At 68.3% G+C, this 17,564-nt stretch carries 18 protein-coding genes; 7 read left to right on the top strand and 11 right to left on the bottom strand.

Features of this window, described 5'->3' with window-relative positions:
- Positions 1-7: 7 nt before the first annotated feature.
- Genes ACFRAU_RS11725 through ACFRAU_RS11715 form a run of 3 tightly spaced genes read left to right on the top strand, consistent with a single transcriptional unit; the run spans position 8 to position 4,408 of the window.
- Positions 8-1,414, top strand: coding sequence for a gamma-aminobutyraldehyde dehydrogenase (locus ACFRAU_RS11725; RefSeq protein WP_378000050.1), 1,407 nt, complete (start codon positions 8-10; stop codon positions 1,412-1,414).
- Between the two features lie 19 nt (positions 1,415-1,433).
- Positions 1,434-3,155, top strand: a complete 1,722-nt coding sequence (locus ACFRAU_RS11720) for an amidohydrolase (RefSeq protein WP_378000049.1) — start codon at positions 1,434-1,436, stop codon at positions 3,153-3,155.
- The gene (locus ACFRAU_RS11715; protein WP_378000048.1) at positions 3,152-4,408 is read left to right on the top strand and encodes a M20 family metallo-hydrolase; all 1,257 of its coding nucleotides are present in this window, start codon (positions 3,152-3,154) and stop codon (positions 4,406-4,408) included. Before ACFRAU_RS11720 ends, ACFRAU_RS11715 begins: the two co-directional genes overlap by 4 nt.
- 58 nt (positions 4,409-4,466) lie before the next feature.
- Here the strand turns inward: ACFRAU_RS11715 and nagA are convergent, their stop codons facing one another.
- Genes nagA through ACFRAU_RS11695 form a run of 4 tightly spaced genes read right to left on the bottom strand, consistent with a single transcriptional unit; the run spans position 4,467 to position 9,207 of the window.
- Positions 4,467-5,609: an N-acetylglucosamine-6-phosphate deacetylase gene (gene nagA, locus ACFRAU_RS11710; RefSeq protein WP_378000047.1), complete on the bottom strand. Its 1,143-nt coding sequence runs from the start codon at positions 5,607-5,609 to the stop codon at positions 4,467-4,469.
- Complete coding sequence (locus tag ACFRAU_RS11705; protein ID WP_378000046.1) at positions 5,606-6,688, bottom strand: SIS domain-containing protein; 1,083 nt, start codon at positions 6,686-6,688, stop codon at positions 5,606-5,608. The genes nagA and ACFRAU_RS11705 overlap by 4 nt, the downstream gene beginning before the upstream one ends.
- Before the next feature lie 42 nt (positions 6,689-6,730).
- On the bottom strand, positions 6,731-7,783 hold the full coding sequence (locus ACFRAU_RS11700; RefSeq protein WP_378000045.1) for an N-acetylglucosamine kinase: 1,053 nt from the start codon (positions 7,781-7,783) through the stop codon (positions 6,731-6,733).
- Complete coding sequence (locus ACFRAU_RS11695; RefSeq protein WP_377995206.1) at positions 7,780-9,207, bottom strand: sugar porter family MFS transporter; 1,428 nt, start codon at positions 9,205-9,207, stop codon at positions 7,780-7,782. The genes ACFRAU_RS11700 and ACFRAU_RS11695 overlap by 4 nt, the downstream gene beginning before the upstream one ends.
- A 125-nt stretch (positions 9,208-9,332) precedes the next feature.
- Here ACFRAU_RS11695 and ACFRAU_RS11690 point away from each other — a divergent pair, with 125 nt between their 5' ends.
- The gene (locus ACFRAU_RS11690) at positions 9,333-10,049 is read left to right on the top strand and encodes a GntR family transcriptional regulator (protein WP_377995205.1); all 717 of its coding nucleotides are present in this window, start codon (positions 9,333-9,335) and stop codon (positions 10,047-10,049) included.
- Positions 10,050-10,229: 180 nt separating this feature from the next.
- On the top strand, positions 10,230-10,697 hold the full coding sequence (locus ACFRAU_RS11685; RefSeq protein ID WP_378000044.1) for a hypothetical protein: 468 nt from the start codon (positions 10,230-10,232) through the stop codon (positions 10,695-10,697).
- A gap of 69 nt (positions 10,698-10,766) precedes the next feature.
- On the opposite strand, the gene ACFRAU_RS11680 is transcribed toward ACFRAU_RS11685, so the two are convergent.
- Positions 10,767-11,930 (bottom strand): ABC transporter substrate-binding protein, encoded by a 1,164-nt coding sequence (locus tag ACFRAU_RS11680; RefSeq protein WP_378000043.1) that lies wholly within the window; start codon positions 11,928-11,930, stop codon positions 10,767-10,769.
- Positions 11,931-12,093: 163 nt separating this feature from the next.
- Positions 12,094-12,723 carry a DUF6919 domain-containing protein gene (locus tag ACFRAU_RS11675; protein ID WP_378000042.1) on the bottom strand — a complete coding sequence of 210 codons (630 nt, stop codon included), beginning with the start codon at positions 12,721-12,723 and terminating at the stop codon, positions 12,094-12,096.
- A gap of 177 nt (positions 12,724-12,900) precedes the next feature.
- Between ACFRAU_RS11675 and ACFRAU_RS11670 the strand changes: the two genes are divergently transcribed.
- The gene (locus tag ACFRAU_RS11670) at positions 12,901-13,908 is read left to right on the top strand and encodes an ABC transporter substrate-binding protein (protein ID WP_378000041.1); all 1,008 of its coding nucleotides are present in this window, start codon (positions 12,901-12,903) and stop codon (positions 13,906-13,908) included.
- A gap of 11 nt (positions 13,909-13,919) precedes the next feature.
- Here the strand turns inward: ACFRAU_RS11670 and ACFRAU_RS11665 are convergent, their stop codons facing one another.
- Positions 13,920-14,564: an NADPH-dependent F420 reductase gene (locus ACFRAU_RS11665; protein WP_377995200.1), complete on the bottom strand. Its 645-nt coding sequence runs from the start codon at positions 14,562-14,564 to the stop codon at positions 13,920-13,922.
- A 92-nt stretch (positions 14,565-14,656) separates the two neighbouring features.
- Complete coding sequence (locus tag ACFRAU_RS11660) at positions 14,657-15,235, bottom strand: TetR/AcrR family transcriptional regulator (protein ID WP_378000040.1); 579 nt, start codon at positions 15,233-15,235, stop codon at positions 14,657-14,659.
- 85 nt (positions 15,236-15,320) lie between these two features.
- Between ACFRAU_RS11660 and ACFRAU_RS11655 the strand changes: the two genes are divergently transcribed.
- Complete coding sequence (locus ACFRAU_RS11655; protein ID WP_377995198.1) at positions 15,321-15,620, top strand: hypothetical protein; 300 nt, start codon at positions 15,321-15,323, stop codon at positions 15,618-15,620.
- 5 nt (positions 15,621-15,625) lie between these two features.
- Here the strand turns inward: ACFRAU_RS11655 and ACFRAU_RS11650 are convergent, their stop codons facing one another.
- From ACFRAU_RS11650 to ACFRAU_RS11640, 3 genes are all read right to left on the bottom strand, one after another.
- The gene (locus ACFRAU_RS11650) at positions 15,626-16,198 is read right to left on the bottom strand and encodes an MOSC domain-containing protein (RefSeq protein ID WP_378000039.1); all 573 of its coding nucleotides are present in this window, start codon (positions 16,196-16,198) and stop codon (positions 15,626-15,628) included.
- A gap of 32 nt (positions 16,199-16,230) precedes the next feature.
- Positions 16,231-17,250, bottom strand: a complete 1,020-nt coding sequence (lipA, locus tag ACFRAU_RS11645) for a lipoyl synthase (protein ID WP_378000038.1) — start codon at positions 17,248-17,250, stop codon at positions 16,231-16,233.
- Between the two features lie 41 nt (positions 17,251-17,291).
- Positions 17,292-17,564: L-serine ammonia-lyase, iron-sulfur-dependent, subunit alpha (locus ACFRAU_RS11640; protein WP_378000037.1), on the bottom strand; the 273-nt coding region annotated here is incomplete at its 5' end.

The following is a 17,564-nucleotide window of genomic DNA, read 5'->3' as shown; positions in this document are numbered from 1 at the left end:
CCCCATCGTGATCACGCTTAGCAACATCATCAACGGCGAGTCCCTGGACTCCGCAGCCAGCCTGCCGTTCTTCGACCCCGCCACGGGGGAGCAGATCGGCAGGGCCCCGGACAGCGACGCCGCCACCGTCGATGCCGCCTTCCAGGCTGCAGCCGGCGCCTTCAGGAGCTACAAGCGCTCGACGCCGGCAACCCGGCAGTCGCTGCTGCTGCAGCTGGCCGATCTCATCGAGGCCAACGCGGACCGCCTGCTTGACGCCGAAGTCGCGTGCACCGGCAAACCGAGGCAGCTCACGCGCACGCTCGAGATCCTGCGCGGCGCTGATCAGCTGCGCTTCTTCGCCGGTGCCTGCCGCGTGGTCTCGGGGACGGCGCAGACCGAGTACGTCGAGGGCTTCTCCTCCACGGTCCGGCGTGAGTCGGTGGGCGTGGTCGCGCAGATCACCCCGTGGAACTACCCCTTCATGATGGCGATCTGGAAGATCGGTCCGGCGCTTGCGGCCGGCAACACGCTGGTCCTCAAGCCCGCCGACACCACACCGTGGTCAACGGTGATCCTGGGCGAGCTGGCACAGGAGGTCTACCCGCCCGGCGTCGTGAACATCGTCTGCGGCGGCCGCGAAGCCGGCGCAGCCATGGTGGACCACGAGATTCCCGAAATGGTGTCCATCACCGGCTCCACCCGGGCCGGCGCCCAGGTCATGTCCGCGGCGTCCAAAACCCTCAAGGACGTCCACCTCGAGCTGGGCGGCAAGGCACCCGCGGTGGTGTTCGCCGACGTCGACATTCCCCGCACCGCACGCGAGATCGCCCTCGGTGCCTTCTTCAACGCCGGACAGGACTGCACGGCGGTGACCCGGGTCCTGGTGGAGAAATCCATCCACGAGGAGTTCGCCCAGGAGCTCGCGGCCGCGGCCAAGGCACTCAACGTCGGCGGCGAAGACGGTGACCTCGGCCCCCTCAACAGCGCCGCGCAGCTGGAACGCGTGGAAGGGTTCCTGTCCCGGCTGCCCGCGAACGCGAGGGTCCTCGCCGGCGGAAAGCGCACCGGGACCGGCTTCCACTTCGAGCCGACGGTCATCGATGGAGTCTTCCAGAGCGACGAGGTGGTGTGCGACGAGATCTTCGGCCCCGTGCTGACCGTGCAGCCGTTCACCTCCGAGGAAGAGGCGCTCGAACTGGCCAACGGCACCAAATACGCCCTCGCGTCGAGCGTCTGGTCTGACAATCACGGCGTGGTGACCCGCGTCTCCAACGAGCTGGACTTCGGGGCCGTGTGGATCAACTGCCACCAGGTGATCCCGGCGGAAGCACCGCACGGCGGGTTCAAGCACTCGGGCACGGGCAAGGACCTCTCGGTCTTCGGGCTAGAGGACTACACCCGCATCAAGTCCGTCACCACGTCACACCGCTAAGCAGGCCAGCTAGGTAATCATGAAACTGGATCTCCTCCTGCGGAACGCAGACATCATCACCATGGATCCCACGCGGCCCGCGGCCGGCTCGCTCGGCATCTGGCAGGGACGCATCGTGGGCCTCGACGATGACCTTGACGGCCTGGACGCCGCCGAAGTGCTGGACCTCGGCGGCGCCACGGTCACCCCCGGATTCATCGACGCGCACTGCCACACCACGTGGTTCGGCCTGGGCCTTGGCGAACTGGACGTGTCCGGTGCCCGGGGGCTGGATGAACTGTACGGACTGCTGCGGGACGCCGTGTCCGGTACGGGGTCCGGCGCAGGAGCCGAAGCAGGCACCTGGCTTCTGGCCACGGGCTTCAGCCAGCAGCACCACGGCGGACTGTTCCCGGACATTGCCGAACTCGACCGCATCACGGGGCAGCGCCCGCTGCTCATGCGGCACAACTCCGGCCATATGGCCGTGGTAAACACAGCCGCGCTGCGGCAGGCGGGGGCGGAGCCGCCGTCGTTCCCCGATCCCGACGGCGGAACGGTGGTCCGCGACGCAGCGGGACGTCCCACGGGACTTGTCCAGGAGACGGCGCAGGAACTGATCCAGCAGCTCATCCTGCCGTACCCGCTCGATGACATCGAGGCAGCCCTGGAGCGGGCCACCCGTTACTACGCCTCCGAGGGCATCACGAGCTTCACCGAGGCCGGCGTGGGCGGCGGCTGGATCGGGCACAGCCCGGCGGAACTTGGCGCCTACCAGCGCGCAGCAGCCAGCGGCCGACTCCACGCCCGGGCACAGGTGATGCCGGTGCTCGACGTGCTGCACGCGCTGGACGGCCATGACTCCGACAGCCCGGGGGCGGCTCCGGCCGGGCTCGACCTCGGGATGGCCACGGGATTCGGGAACGAGTACCTCTCGCTGGGGCCGGCCAAGGTGTTCCTTGACGGGTCCCTCCTGGGCGAAACCGCTGCCGTGAGCCAGGAGTTCTGCAGCCACGGCCACAAGGACAACACCGGCAACGTGGGATACTTCCAGGCCGACCCGGCGCAGCTGCGGGAACGCATCGGGGCCGCCTACGCCGCGGGGTGGTCCATCGCCGCCCACGCGATCGGGGACCGGGCGATCGACCTCGCCGTGGACATCATTACGGACTGCCAGGCAACGTATGGTGCCCGGGCCGTGCCCAACCGGATCGAACACGCGTCCATGACCCGGCCTGACCAGCTGGCCCGGCTGGCGGAAGCTGGAATCGCGGTCACCCCGCAGGCCAGCTTCTTCCACGACGGCGGCGACGGCATGACCGCGTCCCTCGGCGCCGACCGCCTGCCCTGGGCCTACCGCGCCGCCAGCTTCCTCGACGCCGGCGTGACACTGGCCGGCAGTTCGGACCGCCCGGTGGCCAACGGAAACGTTCTCCGCGGCATGCAGGCCTTCGTAGACCGGCGCACCGCCTCCGGCGCCACGTTCGGCAACCCCGACGAGCGGCTCACCCCGCGGCAGGCATTGGCCGCCTACACCAGCGGAGCCGCGGCGGCCACCGGAACCGCGGACATCAAGGGGACCCTCGCCCCCGGCAAACTGGCGGACTTCACCGTCCTGTCCGCGTCGCCGCTGGAAGCGCCGGACATCAGCGGACTGCGGGTCCTGGCAACCGCCGTCGGCGGCCGCTTTACCTACCAAGCCACCACCACCGAGTTTCAGCACGCTGCACTGACGCGGCAGAGTTCACAGGGGAGACCATGACCACAACAGCCACCTTCACCGCCCAGGACACGGCCTTCGTCCAGGACTTCCGCACCATGAGTGCCTTCGGCGCCACGGCGAACGGCGGCGTGGACCGCCAGGCCGGCACCGCTCCCGACGGTGAGCAGCGGCGTTGGCTGGCCGGACTCCTTGAAGCGCGCGGCTTCACCGTCAGGTTCGACCGCGCGGGAAACCAGTGGGGACTCTACGAAGCCGTGCCGGGCGCCCCCTTCGTGGTGGTCGGCTCGCACATGGATTCGCAGCCGACGGCGGGCCGGTACGACGGGGCGTACGGCGTCCTCGCCGCTGCCCACGCAGCGTTCCGGTTGGTGGAACGCTGGGAAGCCGGCGCGCCGGCACCCAAGTTCAACCTCGCCGTCGTCAACTGGTTCAACGAGGAAGGCAGCCGCTTCAAGCCGTCAATGATGGGCTCCTCCGTCTACACAGGCAAGCTGGAACTTCAGGCAGCGCTGGACACCACGGATGCTGCCGGAGTCACCGTGCGCGATGCCCTGGATGCGATTGGCTGCCGGGCCGACTATGAGGGACCCGTGGCAGCCTACTGCGCGGAGATCCACATCGAACAGGGCCGCAGCATGGAACGGGAGGGCATCACCATCGGGCTGGTGAGCTCCAACTGGGCGGCCAACAAGTACGAATTCGTGGTGCACGGCGAGCAGGCCCACACCGGCTCCACCGTAATCGCGGACCGCAGGGATGCCCTGCTCGGAGCATCCATGCTGGTGGTCGCGGCCCGGGAACTGGCCGACCGGTTCCCCGGGGTCCTGCACACCTCCGTCGGGCAGCTGAACGTCTACCCGAACTCCCCGGTGGTGGTTCCCTCCCGCGTGAACCTGCTGCTGGACCTGCGCAGCGCCGACGAAGCCGTGCTGGCCGAGGCCGACGCCCTGCTGCACGCCCGCATCGCCGACATCGAGCGGCTGGCGAACGTTGCGGTGGAGAAGCACCACTCGCATTCCTGGCCGGTGACCCCGTACCAGCCGGAAGGCGTGGAGCTCGCGGCCAAGGTGGCTGCCGACCTTGGGCTGTCGAACAAGGAAGTGATGACGCTCGCCGGTCACGACTCGACGAACATGAAGGACATCGTCCCCACGGTCATGCTTTTCGTCCCGAGCGTGGACGGCGTCTCCCACAACGAACACGAATACACCACCGACGAGGACATCGTGGCCGGTCTGGCCATGCTCACCGAAGTGGTCAGCAGGCTTTGTAGCGGCGCGCTGGCCGAGTAAAACGCGCTGGCTGAGTAAACATAACCAAACCGGGCTCACCCCGCAGCTTACGGCGGGATCAACCGGCGGGTTGGTTCAAGAAGTGCCCCGCCTTCATCACCGCCGCCACCTCAAGATCCGGGGTAAGCACCACCAGGTCCGCCTGCCGCCCGGCTTCAATCCGGCCGGCGTCGGAGAGCCCCAGCATGTCCGCCGGGTTCTGGCTCGCCGCCCGGACGGCGTCGGCGAGCGGGATGCCGGCCTCGAGGACGGCGTGCCGTACCGCCGCGTCCAACGTGAGGATGCTGCCGGCGATGGTGCCGTCGCTGACCAGGCGCGCCTCGCCGTCGGACACCCGGACGTCCAGCCCGCCCAGCTGGTACGTGCCTTCTTGCGCGCAGGCGGCCGCCATGGCGTCGGTGACAAAAACGGCGCGGGCCGGGCTGGCGGCAATGAAGCGGACCAGCGACGGGTGGAGGTGGACGCCGTCGGCAATCACCTCGGCAAACACCGAGGGGTCCTCCAGCAGCGCCAGCGCTGGGCCGGGCTCCCGGTGGTGCAGCGGCCGCATCGCGTTGAACACGTGCGTCCCGGCCGTGGCGCCCGCGGCAATCGCCTCACGGGCAAGGTCGTAACCGGCGCCCGTGTGGCCGATGGCAGCCACAGCGCCGTAGCCGGTGATCTGACGGATGGCGGCCAGGCCCCCTTCCAGCTCCGGCGCGATCGTGACCATGCGGACGGTGCCCCGCCCGGCCAGCATCAGGCGGTCGATGGCGGCCGGGTCCGGCCCGAGCAGAAGCTCCGCCGCGTGCGCGCCCCGGTGATCGGGACTGAGCCACGGGCCCTCCAGATGGATCCCGGCCAGCACCCCCTGCTCCACGAGGGGCGCCAGTGCGGCCACTGCCTTCTCGAGCTGCGGAAGCGGAGCGGTCACCAGGCTGGCCATCAGGGTGGTGGTGCCGTGCGCGCGGTGAACATCGGCGATCCGGGCCGCGGCGGCAGCGGTATCAGCGTCGTTGAAGCTGACGCCGCCGCCGCCATGGATGTGGGCATCCACGAAACCGGGCGCGAGTGTGCCGTCCGGAAAGCTGAAGTCGGGCTCCCGGGCCGGCAGCCCGGGGCCCGCCGCGGTGATCCGGCCGCCGTCGGCTTCCACCCAGCCGGGCTCCAGCACGGCGTCGGGCAGGACGACCCGGAAAGCAGAAATGAGCGTGGGACTCACCAGGTTTCCGTGATCTTGCGCAGGCCCCGGGGAGCGTCAGGGTCGCGGTGCCGGGCGGCAGCCATCGCGTGGGCCAGCCGCTGCAGCGGCATGATCTCCAGGATTGGTGAGAGCTGCTCGTGGACGGCCGGCAGCGGCACCACGTGGTTCTGCGGGCGGGCAGCCCCGGGATCCCCCACCAGGCAGACGTCCGCGCCGCGTTCGGCGAGGCGGTCCAGCACCGGAGCCAGGGCACGGCCGCCGGCACCGGGGGAGGCGACGGCGATGACGGGCCGGTCGGCGTCGATCATGGCGAAGGGCCCGTGCAGCAGGTCCGCGCCGGAGAAGGCGTGCGCGGCCAGGTAGGACGTTTCCATCAGTTTCAGTGCCGCCTCCCGTGCGGTGGGGTAGGAGAAGCCGCGTCCGGTGGTGATGATGTGGTTCACGAAGCGGTAGCGGTCTGCAACCTCCAGTATCTCCGGCCGGGCCAGGACGTCGGCGGCAAGACGCGGCAGGTCCGCCGCTTCCGCGCCGTTTCCTCCGGCCCACGCGTCGATCAGCTGCCAGAGTGCCAGGAGCTGCGACGTGTAGCTCTTTGTTGCGGCGACGGCGCGTTCGGGCCCGGCAAGGATGTCCAGGTGGTGCCCCGCGGCCGCGGCGAGCGGCGAGGAGGGGGCGTTGGTGACGGCCACGGTGAGGGCGCCGGCCCGGGCGGCAGCGGCGGTGGAGTCCACCAGGTCCGGGGAGCCGCCGGACTGGCTGACCGCCAGCCACAGCACCCCGTCCATTTTCGGTTCGGCGCCGTACACGGTAAGGCTCGACGGCGATGCCAGCCCGGCCGGCAGCCCCAGCACCGTCTCGATGAGGTACTTCGCGTACAGGGCGGCGTGGTCGCTGGTGCCGCGCGCGGCCAGGAGGACGTACCTGATGTCGGCGTCCCGGAGGATGGCGGCCAGCCGTGTGACGGCGGGGCGGCCGTGCTCAAGCAGCCGGGCCAGCGACTCCGGCTGTTCCAGGATTTCGGCGGCCATCAGGGAACCGGGAAGCGGGGGCGTGGCGGCGGCGGTGTTGTTCAGGATCGTGGTGTGCGGGGCGGTCATGGGTCTCCTTGGGGGATCAGCGGGGTATGTGGTGAGAGTGGATCAGGCGGGAACTGTGGCGGCCGGCCGGTGTGGTGCGCCGGCAAGCTGGCGGGCCAGTTCCACGGCGCCCCAGGCCGGCGCGCGGTCCAGCACGCGGACGTCGGGAAGGCCGCCGGCTGCCAGCAGCCCGCGCACCCCGGCGGCCAGCGACGGCTGGTTCACCAGCATGCCGCCGGCCAGCAGGACTGGTGGAGGTGGCGGGTCCCCGGCCGTGTCCGGTACCGTGCCGACCCTCCGGTTCACCGTCAGTGCCAGGCGGGCAAGGTGCCGGGCGGCGTCCTCGGCGATGGCCGAGCTCGCAGCATCCGACGCCGCCAGGGCGAACACGGTTCCGGCCAGCCCGGCCCAGTACCGGCGCTCCGGCCGGAGGTAGAACAGATCAAGCAGGTCGACGGGTTCCGCGGCTCCGGTCTGCGTCAAAAGCTGTGCGGTCAGCGGCCCGGCGGGCAGGCCGTCGTCGAATTCCCGCAAAGCGTTACGCACCGCACTGCGGGCCACTGCGTAGCCGCTGCCTTCGTCGCCGAGCAGGTAGCCCCAGCCGCCGGCCCGGGCCTCCCGTCCGTCGCCGGCCTTCGCCCAGGCGGCGGAGCCCGTGCCGGAGATAAGGACGGTACCTGCGGTGAGGCCGCCGGCCGCGAGAATGATGCGGGTGTCGTGGTCCACGTGGACCCGGGCTCCGGGGAAACGGCGGGAGAGGAGGCCGGCCAGGCGTTCCCGGGCGGCGGGCGTGTCGGCTCCCGCGGCGCCGGCAAAGACGGTGTCTATTCCGTGGCCGGCGGGATCGCTGACGCCGAGCTGCCCGGCGAGGTCATCCAGTGCCGCAGCTGCTTCGTCCGGCCCGACGGAGGCGATGTTTGCGCTGCCTACCGTGCACTCCGCGAGCTTCCGGGCCGGTGAGGCACCGCCGGCGGTGAGGCTGGCACCGCCGGGGGTCCCGCCGTCGTCCTTCACTGCAGCGTCTGCCAACACAACCTCAGCCAGGATGGCGTGCGTCTTGGAGCCGCCAATGTCCAGCCCCAGGACACGGCGCAGACCGGGGACGGGCCGCTTCACTTGGCCGCCGGCTTGCTGCTGCCGCCGGTGCTGCCGCTGCTGCCGGTGGCTTCCGGCCAGCGGGCGCCGTTTTCCCAGTAGTGGCGGATTTCCTCGAGGTTCCGGCCCTTGGTTTCGGGGGCGAGGCGGTGGACGAAGACGAAGCCGGCCACGGCCAGCGCACCGAACACTGCGAAGGTGCCGGCACCGCCGAGCCGCTGCAGCATGGTCAGGAAGAAGGCCGCGACGATCACGTTGGCCACGAGGTCCGAGGTCAGCATGGCGCTGGCGCCCAGGGAACGCAGCCGGGCGGGGAACGATTCTCCTGCGTAGACCCAGACCAGCGCACCGAAGCCGAAGGTGAAGCCCACGGTGAACAGCAGCACTCCGAGGAAGCCGACCACGGTCAGGATTCCGCCGAAGTCCTTGCCGGCCATGAACACGCCCACCAGGATGACGTTGGCCACAATCATCATGCCGATGCCGCCGAGCAGGATCGGGCGGCGGCCCACCCGGTCCACCAGGGACAGCGAGACGAACACGGCCACCAGGGATGCGGCCTGAACCAGTGCGGGCAGCAGCAGGAGGGCGGCGTTGCCGGTGAAGCCCATGGCCTCGAAGATCCGGGGGCTGTAGTACACCACGGCGTTGATGCCGGTGATCTGGATGAAGAAGCCGAGCCCGACGACGAACACGGTCGCCTTCAGGTAGGGGGAGCGGAGCATCTCGCGCAGGCCGCCGCCGCGCTCCTCGCTGATGGCCTGGCGCATGTCGGCCAGTTCCGCGTCGACGTCGGCATCCGGCTCGATCGAGCTGAGGGTGCGGCGGGCGTCTTCGGTGCGCCCGCGCATCATGTACCAGCGGGCGGTGTCGGGGAGACGGAGGGTGACGGCGAGGACTGCGATGGCCGGAACAGCGGCCAGGCCCAGCATGAGCCGCCAGTTCTCGGTGGAGGACAGGACATAGGCGGCCAGGTAGCCGATGATGATGCCGATGACGGTGGCCACCTGGTACGCCACGAGCAGGGCGCCGCGCACCTTGGGCGGCGCTGACTCCGCCACGAAGACGGGCACCACCACCACGGAAATGCCGATGGTCAGGCCCAGGAGCAGGCGGGCCACGAGCAGCATGGGCACGTCGGCGGCGAGGGCGCTGAGCACCGCGAACACCGCATACGCTCCGGCCACGCCCACCATGCAGGCCTTGCGGCCCAGCTTGTTGGCGAGCCAGCCGCCGAGGACGGCGCCCAGAACTTCACCGACGACGACGGCGGTAGTCACCAGCTCCTGTTGGCTGGTGGAGAGCTGGAACTCCTTGGTGATGAACAGCAGGGCACCGGCGATATTCGACAGGTCGTAGCCGTAGATTATGCCGATGGTGGCGGCGGTGCCGCCGACCAGCAGGCCGAGGCGGGGCGTCTGGCGCAGGTCTTGCAGGAACGACATCTTTGGGTCCTTGGAAGTGTGATGGGGATGGGGTCCGGGAACTGATGCACACCGGAATTGGTGTAAACCAATTTCCATCATTTTGGCCTAGACCAATTTTCGTGTCAATAGGTACCATCAGATTCATGGAAACCTCCGCGGCCGCCGCCCTGCCCAAGTACTACGTACTCAAGGAGCAGATCCTCACCCTCATCGAGGACGCGGTGCCCGGAACCCTGATCCCTACAGAGCGCGCGCTCGCGGAACAGTACGGAACGTCCCGCACCACCGTCCGGCAGGCGATCGGCGAGCTGGTGGCCGAGGGCCGCCTGGACCGGACGCAGGGGCGGGGCACCTATGTGGCGCCGCCCAAGGTCACGCACGTCCGCCAGCTCACGTCCTTTACCGACGACGCCGCGAGCCAGGGGCTCACGGCTGCGGCCCGGATTGTTGACGTGAGCGTGCTGCCGGCCGACGCGGCCACCGCGCGGCGCCTGGCGGTGGAACCGGGAACGGACATCCACCGGGTGGAGCGGATCAGGCTGGTGGACGGCGAGCCGCTGGCGCACGAGATTGCTTTCCTTGCCGGGCCGCTGCCGGATCTTGCGCGGACGGTGGCGGAGCGCGGCTCCCTGTACGCTGCCCTGCGCGAGGACTACGGAATCCGGATTGCCGAGGTGGAGGACACTGTGGAGACCAAGCTGGCCGGACCGGCGGAGGTGCAACTCCTCGACGTCGAAATGGGCGCTCCCATGCTGCTGGTCCACCGGCTCGGGTTCACCCCGGACGGACGGCCCGTGGAGTGGACCGAGTCGGTGTTCCGGGGGGACCGGTTCCGCTTCGTGGCGCGGATGCACGTCTAGGGCCTGTGCGCCTCCCGCGGGCAGTGCATCGTTTTGTTACGCCCAACTGCGGAAGATGAAGCACTGTTGCGCAGCACGACGGCGGGTGTCGCCGGGCATTGTGAAGCAAGTTACCGGGTGGTTGTGTAAGTCCATAATCACGACGGGGCGGCGTAACGCCCTCCCTGAATCGAGGGGGACATGATCACAGCTTTGGTGCACAGAATCCGGACGCAATGCGGCGCGGAACTGCATGCTTTCCGCAGCCAGGTGCAGGCGCTGGTGAGCCAGGACATCGGTTCCGGCGGCCTGGATGCGGCGGCCACCACCATGGCCCGCCGGCCCTGCCTTGCCACCCCTGGCGTCTCCGTGGACATCGTCGGCTTCACCTGCCCCCATTACGCCGATGGCGCGCCTGCTGTGCGCGTTGCCGTGTCCATGAGCCTGCAGCCCGGCCGGATGGCCTCCGCCGTCCATTGGGAAGAAGCCCATGCCTGGGCCGGGGCCGTGGCCGGCGGGGAGTGGGTTGCCGCCGAATATGTCGGCAGCCAGGAAAGCCAGGACGGGATGGTCTTCCACTACGCCCTGAAAAACGCGGAGGATCCGTACGCCGTGCCCGAATATTCGGCCGTGCCGGAGTATTCCGCAGACTACTCGACGGCGCTGTAGGGCCGCTTAAACCACAAAGGATCCGGCGGGAATGTTCCCGCCGGATCCTTTTTTGTGTGTCTTACCGGATTACTCCTGGCCCAGCCCGGCGGCAGAGGTCTTTTCGCCGGTGACTTCGTTCAGCTTGGTCAGGTCGAAGATGCCCTTGATGTCGGCCTGCTTGGTGGTGCCGGCGTCCACGCCGTCCTGCAGCAGCTTCTTGAACGCTCCGGCCAACGGGTCCACCGTGAACACGATGTTCTTCAGCGAACGGTCAATGACGTCCTGCGAGAGCGCCTTGCCGGCAGCTTCCTTCAGGGCGGCGTTCACTTCCGTGGCCTTCTCGGCGGCCGGGGTGTCGTTGAGCCACTTGACGGCCTGGACGTGGCCCTTGAGCAGCGCCTCGACGGTCTGCGGGTGGTCGGCGGCGAACTTCTTGTTCACGATCAGGATGGTGGTGGGGAACTCACCGGGCTTGCCGGTCAGCGACCCGTCCCAGAGGTCCTTCTCGTCCACCAGGACCTTCGCGCCGGCCTGAAGCACCAGGCGGGAAGCCCACGGCTCGGGCAGCCACGCGCCGTCGAGCTTGCCGTTCTGGAACAGCTTCAGCGTCTGGGCGTTCTCGGTGGGGTTGATCGCAACGTCCCCGCCGCCGTCGGTGTTGGTCTTGTAGCCCTGCTTGCCAAGCCAGGCGCGAAGCGCCACGTCCTGGGTGCCGCCGAGCTGCGGGGAGGCGAGGGTCTTGCCCTTGAGGTCAGCCGCGGTCTTGATCTCCGGCTTGACCACTAGCTGTGCGCCGCCGGAGGCCGCCCCAGCGATGATGCTGATGGATTCGCCCTTGCTCTTGACGAACGAGTTGATGGCCGGGTTCGGGCCGATGTAGGTGGCGTCGATTGCGCCGGCGTTGAGTGCCTCGATCGCGGCCGGACCGGCGTTGAACACCTGCGTGCTCAGCTTGGTGTCGCCGAGCTCCTTCGCGATGAAGCCCTTCTGGACGCCGACCAGCGCGGTGGCGTGGGTGATGTTCCCGAAGTAGCCCAGCTTCAGCTCGGTGGCGGGGCTGGTGACAGCGGCCGCGTTGGCTGAACTCGGGGCGGAGTTGTTCGCGGCGGTGGTGGCGACGGCGACGCCTGCGCCCAGGACGGCGAGGATGCCGGCGGCGATGCCGATCTTGAGCCCGCTGGGGCGTTTCCGGCCGGCAGGCTGGCCCGCGGCGATCCGGGTGGAACCCGGGTTCTCGTGTGAAGAAGACATGATGTTTCCTTTTGGATGATGGAACGGAGGGGATGGCGCTGAGCGTTGGATTGAGATTATGGGGACCCTCCGGCGGCCACAATGGCTGCCGACGCAGGCGTTCACCCGGCGTCGCAATCGTTCATCCTCGGGGTCTCATAGCTTCACCGGGCGTCGCGGAACGTTAAAAATCGGGGGCCAAACGCCCGTCCGCGGCGGACTTAAGGGTTTCCAGCACGGCGGGCAGAAGGTGCTGCTGCCGGCCCCAGACCGGATCGAGAAGTTCGACGTACCAGGAGTCGGCCAGCAGGAGCGCGAGGGTCTCGTTGCTTTCGCGGGCCCAGTCCTGGATCTGCTCCGATTCGACGGGATTTTCGCTGCTTCCCAGAACAGTGACCACGTCGCCGTCGTGCACGGTGACCGGAACGGAGGCCTGGCTGACCTCTCCCGGTGCGTGCGCGATGGCAATGAGTTCTGTCCCGGCCGACAGCCGCAACAGGAGGGCCGCCGACTCCGCGGAGCAGAAGCCGGTGACATACTCGCGCTGGGCGTGGCCGGCGTCGGGACCTAGGCCGGGCTGGGATTCCTTGGTGAACAGCCCGCTGCGGTTGAGCTCGGCCAGTTGGCCGGCGATGGGCAGGGTCTCGTCGTCGAAGCGCGGGGCGAGGGTTCCGGGCTGGTATTCGCTGGTGCCCTCAAGCCACCGCGCGGTCAGTTCCCCGGCGGCGGCCAGGGTGCCGGCCTGCCGCCACACCTCACGGTCCGCCAGGAGCCTGCCGTAGCTGTCACGTTCGGTCGTGAATTGATCGCTCATACTCGATGCTAGGCGCGGCGGCGCGGTGACGGGCAGGCCCAATGACGCCGTCGAACGCAGTGTGAATCGCGGTTACGCCGTGTATCCTCCGGTTTCCCCGGGCTTTGACCGCCCATTTCCGCTGGCGGATAGTTGCAGCCACAACCTTCGCATTCACTACTTTCTTAGGGGCACCCAATGAACCGTCAGTCTCCCACGTCCCGCACGGGCGCATTCACGCCGGCGGTGGGCCTGGCCCTCGCCGCCATCAGCCTGCTGGCGCTCTCCGCCTGCTCCGACCCCGGGGCTGCGGCGTCGGCGAACGCGCCGGCCGCCACGACCGCCGCCACGTCATCAGCCAAGACCTTCAACCTGACGCCTGAGCAGGACCGCTTTCCCGTCACAGTGGACACGGCCGCCGCAGCCCTGGTTCCGGAAGCGATCAAGAAGGACGGAAAGCTGACAGTGGCCGTCAGCCCGTTCGCACCGCCCCTGGCGGTTTACGCCACGGACAACCAGACGCCGGTCGGCAACGAGGTGGACATCGCCGTCGCACTGGCCCAGACGCTGGGACTGGAAGCGGAGATCGTGCCGACCGCCTGGGCCGACTGGCCCCTCGGCGTCGAATCAGGCAAGTACGAGGCCGTCCTCTCCAACGTCACCGTGACGGAGGAGCGCAAGCTCAAGTTCGACTTCGCCAGCTACCGCGACGACAAGCTCGGCTTCTACGCCAAGAGCGACAGCGGCATCACCAAGGTCGAATCCGCCGCGGACGTTGCCGGCAAGCGCGTCATCGTCGGCTCGGGCACCAACCAGGAATCCATCCTGCTGCGCTGGGACGAGGAGAACAAGGCCAAGGGGCTCAAGCCGGTCGAGTTCCAGTACTACGACGACGACTCCGCCTCGAACCTGGCGCTGCAGTCCGGCCGCGCTGACCTGACCTTCGGACCGAACGCCACCGCCGCCTACAAGGCCGCCACCGACGAGAAGACCAAGCTGGTGGGCCTGGTGGACGGCGGCTGGCCGCTCAAGGCGAGCATCGCCGCCACCACCAAGAAGGGCAACGGCCTCGGCGCAGCTGCCCAGGCCGGGCTCAACCACCTGATCGAGGACGGCACCTACGGCAAGATCCTGGACCGCTGGGGCCTCTCTTCAGAAGCGGTCAAGAAGTCGGAGCTGAATCCGGCGGGCCTGCCCAAGAGCTAGCTGCCTGGCGGCTAGCTTCCGGGGACCACCTTGAGCGCAGAGTTCCACTGGAACTCCGGCAGCTGGTCGTTTGCGGAGAGCAGGATGTGCAGGAAACCGGCCTGCTCAAGCTGCCGGGCCCGCCGCTGGGGTCCGACGACGATCGGCCGGAGGCCGCCTGCTTTCACGAACCCTGCGACGGCCCGCACGGCGTCCTCGTCGTCACCCGCGATGAGGACGTCGAGCTGCTGCCCGGCCACGTCACCGGCGGCCAGCGTTCCGGCGAAGGTGGTGTTGAAGGCCTTCACCACCTTGGCGCCGGTAGATTTTTGCAGCTCTTCGGCCGCGGAGCTGCCCTCGGGTACGCTGAGGCCTTCGAACGTGGACATGTCCACCGGATTTGTGATGTCCACATAGATCTTGCCGTCCAGTGCGCTGCCATACTTGGCAACGACGTCCCTGGCAGGATCGTAGTACACGGCCGGAATGACGATGTCGCCGCTGAGGTCGTCGCCCACGACCCCCGTGGTCACCTGGCCCTCAAGTTCGGCCGCGAGGGCATCGGCTTTGCCCTTGTCCTCGTGGGCGAGGAGCTGGACACTCTTGCCGCCTGCGATGGCGCGGGTCGCGAGCCCGCGGGCCATGTTGCCTGTTCCGATGATGGTGATGTCAGTCATTGTGTTCTTCCTTCCAGGGGGTCAGTCCAGGGATCAGGAAAATCCATCCAGGTGGGCGACGTTACTTCAATCTCCAACAAAATCAAGATGCGTCAGGCGATATTCCCGGCGTCCCTGGCGAGCAGTTCGGCTGTCCGCGTGATCGACGCTCGCCGGCGTGCCGTGTTCTGCGTGCCGGCAATGACCGCGCTGACGTTGGGGCTCGACGCCCAGGCATGGCAGAGCGTCACGATGGTGAGGAGCAGCTCTTCGGCGGCCTGCTGGTCTACGCCCGGCAATGCCTGGCGCAGTTCGTTTACCTTGCCCGCCGCCCGCAGCGCGCGCCGCTCGGCGTCGACCGGGGTTCCGCGCTCCAGCCCCTCCCAGGACGTCAGCCGTGCCAGGGCGGGTTGGGTGACGGAGAAGTCGAAGTACCGGCCAGCGAAGTCCGCGGCGGCCTCCGGACCTGACCCGAGAACCGGGAGGCCCTCAAGCGAGGTTGCCAGCTGCCGGCTGAGTGCTGCTTCGAACAGCTGGACCTTGCCGCCGAAATAGAAGTAGATCCGTTCCCGGTTGGTTCCCGATGTTTTCGAGATCTGGTCGATCCGCGCGCCCGAGAAGCCGCGCTCGGAGAATTCCCTGATGGCGGCGTCGAGAAGTCGTTCGCGTGTAGCCTCCGTGTCCCATGCCATGGACCGATGTTATCTCCAACCATTCGTTTGCTTTTGCCCGCAGCCGCTGGCTAGCATCAAATCCAAACAAAGAGTTGGAGATTTCGTGGAACACAACGGCAGGGCCTTTGCGGCGGACGAAACAGACGGGCATCACCACCGGATCCCAGGTCTTGTGTCTGTGCACGTGCGGGCCGCGATCACCTGGCTGGCGATCTTCCCGCTGGCCGCGATCGGCATGAACCTGCTTGCGGTCTTCGCGCCGGACTGGCCTCCCGTGCTTCGGGCCTTCGTCCTGACGCTCATCGTGGTGCCGACTGCCGTGTACTTCGCCGTGCCCAGGCTCCTGCTGCTGCAGGGCCGGATCAGCGGCTGGGTGCGCGGACGGGCACGCGTGCGCGGCTGAAACTCCTACGGCAGCCTGTCCGGCCGCAGCACGCTCGGAGTGCCCGCCTGTGCGGGCTCCAGCGGCACCGGACTGACCAGCACCGCGGGCCCACGGTGCAGCACGCCGTCGGAGAGTGCCCGGCAGCGCATGCCCCCGCGCCCGCGCATCGCGGCGTGCGCGCCGGGGGCGAGCATCCGGTCCATCCACGCGCAGGGGTGGGCGGGGCGCCCGCCTTTGAACCGCACCACATCGCCCCGGGATTCCAGCGCGAAATCCTGGCCCAGGAGCGGGGCCAGGTGTGCGCCCCGGAGGATCACGTTGCGCCGGGTCAGCAGCGGATCGAAGGGGCCGGCATCCAATTCGGCTGCCATGGCTTCGAGGGCCTCGACGGCGAACAGGGTGACTGCCGCGTCCATGTGCGCCGCCTTGCCGAAGAACCGGTCCCCGACAATGCCCTTGCCGGCCACGATCTCAACCCGGTCCGCATCCGCCGTCGGCACGTCAGCGGCGCCGTCACGTGCGCGGCCGAAGTAGGCGTGCGCCGGCGAAACGAGCAGATGCAGGACGTCCACGTCGTACCGGTAGGTTGCCGTCATGCAATAACGCTATACCCGGCCGCGGATGGAGATCAGGCCGGCCTCGCGAGCAGGGAGCTGGCTTCCTGGCGGGTGGTTCCGGAGTCCTGGATGGCGTCGGCGATGTGGGCGAGTTCGGCGGGGATGTCGCGGCCCTTTTTGCGCATCGCGGTGGCCCAGAGCCGGCCGGCGCGGTAGGAGGAGCGGACCAGTGGGCCGGACATGACGCCGAGGAAGCCGATCTCTTCGGCTTCGTGCTGGAGGTCGACGAGTTCCTGGGGTTTGACCCAGCGGTCCACGGGGAGGTGGCGTTCGGAAGGGCGCAGGTACTGGGTGATGGTGATCAGGTCGCAGCCGGCCCCGTGGAGGTCGCGGAGGGCCTCGGAGATTTCCTCGCGGGTTTCGCCCATGCCCAGGATCAGGTTGGACTTGGTGACCATGCCCAGGTTGCGGCCCTGGGTGATGACGTCCAGGGAGCGTTCGTAGCGGAACGCGGGGCGGATGCGCTTGAAGATCCGGGGCACGGTTTCGACGTTGTGCGCGAAGACCTCGGGTTTGGAGTCGCAGATCGCGGCGATGTACTCGGGTTTGCCGGAGAAGTCCGGGATGAGGAGTTCGACGCCGGTGCCGGGGTTCAGTTCGTGGATCTTGCGGACCGTTTCGGCGTAGAGCCAGACGCCTTCGTCTTCGAGGTCGTCGCGGGCGACGCCGGTGACGGTGGCGTAGCGCAGCTGCATGGCCTGGACGGAGCGGGCCACCTTGGTGGGTTCGAACCTGTCCACGGGGGAGGGTTTGCCGGTGTCGATCTGGCAGAAGTCGCAGCGGCGGGTGCATTCGGAGCCGCCGATCAGGAAGGTGGCTTCCTTGTCTTCCCAGCATTCGAAGATGTTCGGGCAGCCGGCCTCTTCGCAGACGGTGTGCAGGCCTTCCTTTTTGACCAGGTTCTTCAGGCCTACGAATTCCGGGCCCATCTGGACCTTGGCCTTGATCCAGTCCGGTTTGCGTTCCACCGGGGTGGCCGCGTTCCGCTGCTCGATCCGCAGCATTTTCCGGCCTTCTGGTGCCAGTGTCATGGTTCTCTTTCCCTAGGGTTTAAATCAGTAGGAGTGCTATATCAGCAGGCCACGACGTTGACGGCGAGGCCGCCCATGGCCGTTTCCTTGTATTTGGAGCTCATGTCCTTGCCGGTCTCGCGCATGGTCACGATGACCTCATCCAGCGAGACCCGGTGCGAGCCGTCGCCCCAGAGGGCCATCTTCGCCGCGTTGATGGCCTTGGCCGCGGCGATCGCATTGCGTTCGATGCAGGGCACCTGCACCAGCCCGCCGATCGGATCGCAGGTCAGGCCGAGGTTGTGCTCCATCGCGATTTCGGCGGCGTTCTCCAC

Origin of the sequence: Arthrobacter sp. NPDC056691, assembly GCF_042791415.1 — a bacterium.
Classification (GTDB): Bacteria; Actinomycetota; Actinomycetes; order Actinomycetales; family Micrococcaceae; genus Arthrobacter.
This window is presented reverse-complemented; position numbering and strand designations above follow the sequence as displayed.

Excerpts from the sequence above, each read along its gene's own strand:
- ACFRAU_RS11665 (WP_377995200.1), bottom strand. The coding sequence starts at position 14,564 with ATGACTGACATCACCATCATCGGAACAGGCAACATGGCCCGCGGGCTC.
- lipA (WP_378000038.1), bottom strand. The coding sequence starts at position 17,250 with ATGACACTGGCACCAGAAGGCCGGAAAATGCTGCGGATCGAGCAGCGG.
- ACFRAU_RS11695 (WP_377995206.1), bottom strand. The coding sequence starts at position 9,207 with ATGTCGTTCCTGCAAGACCTGCGCCAGACGCCCCGCCTCGGCCTGCTG.
- ACFRAU_RS11675 (WP_378000042.1), bottom strand. The coding sequence starts at position 12,723 with ATGAGCGATCAATTCACGACCGAACGTGACAGCTACGGCAGGCTCCTG.
- ACFRAU_RS11720 (WP_378000049.1), top strand. The coding sequence starts at position 1,434 with ATGAAACTGGATCTCCTCCTGCGGAACGCAGACATCATCACCATGGAT.
- ACFRAU_RS11705 (WP_378000046.1), bottom strand. The coding sequence starts at position 6,688 with ATGACCGCCCCGCACACCACGATCCTGAACAACACCGCCGCCGCCACG.
- ACFRAU_RS11680 (WP_378000043.1), bottom strand. The coding sequence starts at position 11,930 with ATGTCTTCTTCACACGAGAACCCGGGTTCCACCCGGATCGCCGCGGGC.
- ACFRAU_RS11660 (WP_378000040.1), bottom strand. The coding sequence starts at position 15,235 with ATGGCATGGGACACGGAGGCTACACGCGAACGACTTCTCGACGCCGCC.
- ACFRAU_RS11650 (WP_378000039.1), bottom strand. The coding sequence starts at position 16,198 with ATGACGGCAACCTACCGGTACGACGTGGACGTCCTGCATCTGCTCGTT.
- ACFRAU_RS11690 (WP_377995205.1), top strand. The coding sequence starts at position 9,333 with ATGGAAACCTCCGCGGCCGCCGCCCTGCCCAAGTACTACGTACTCAAG.
- ACFRAU_RS11670 (WP_378000041.1), top strand. The coding sequence starts at position 12,901 with ATGAACCGTCAGTCTCCCACGTCCCGCACGGGCGCATTCACGCCGGCG.
- ACFRAU_RS11685 (WP_378000044.1), top strand. The coding sequence starts at position 10,230 with ATGATCACAGCTTTGGTGCACAGAATCCGGACGCAATGCGGCGCGGAA.
- ACFRAU_RS11715 (WP_378000048.1), top strand. The coding sequence starts at position 3,152 with ATGACCACAACAGCCACCTTCACCGCCCAGGACACGGCCTTCGTCCAG.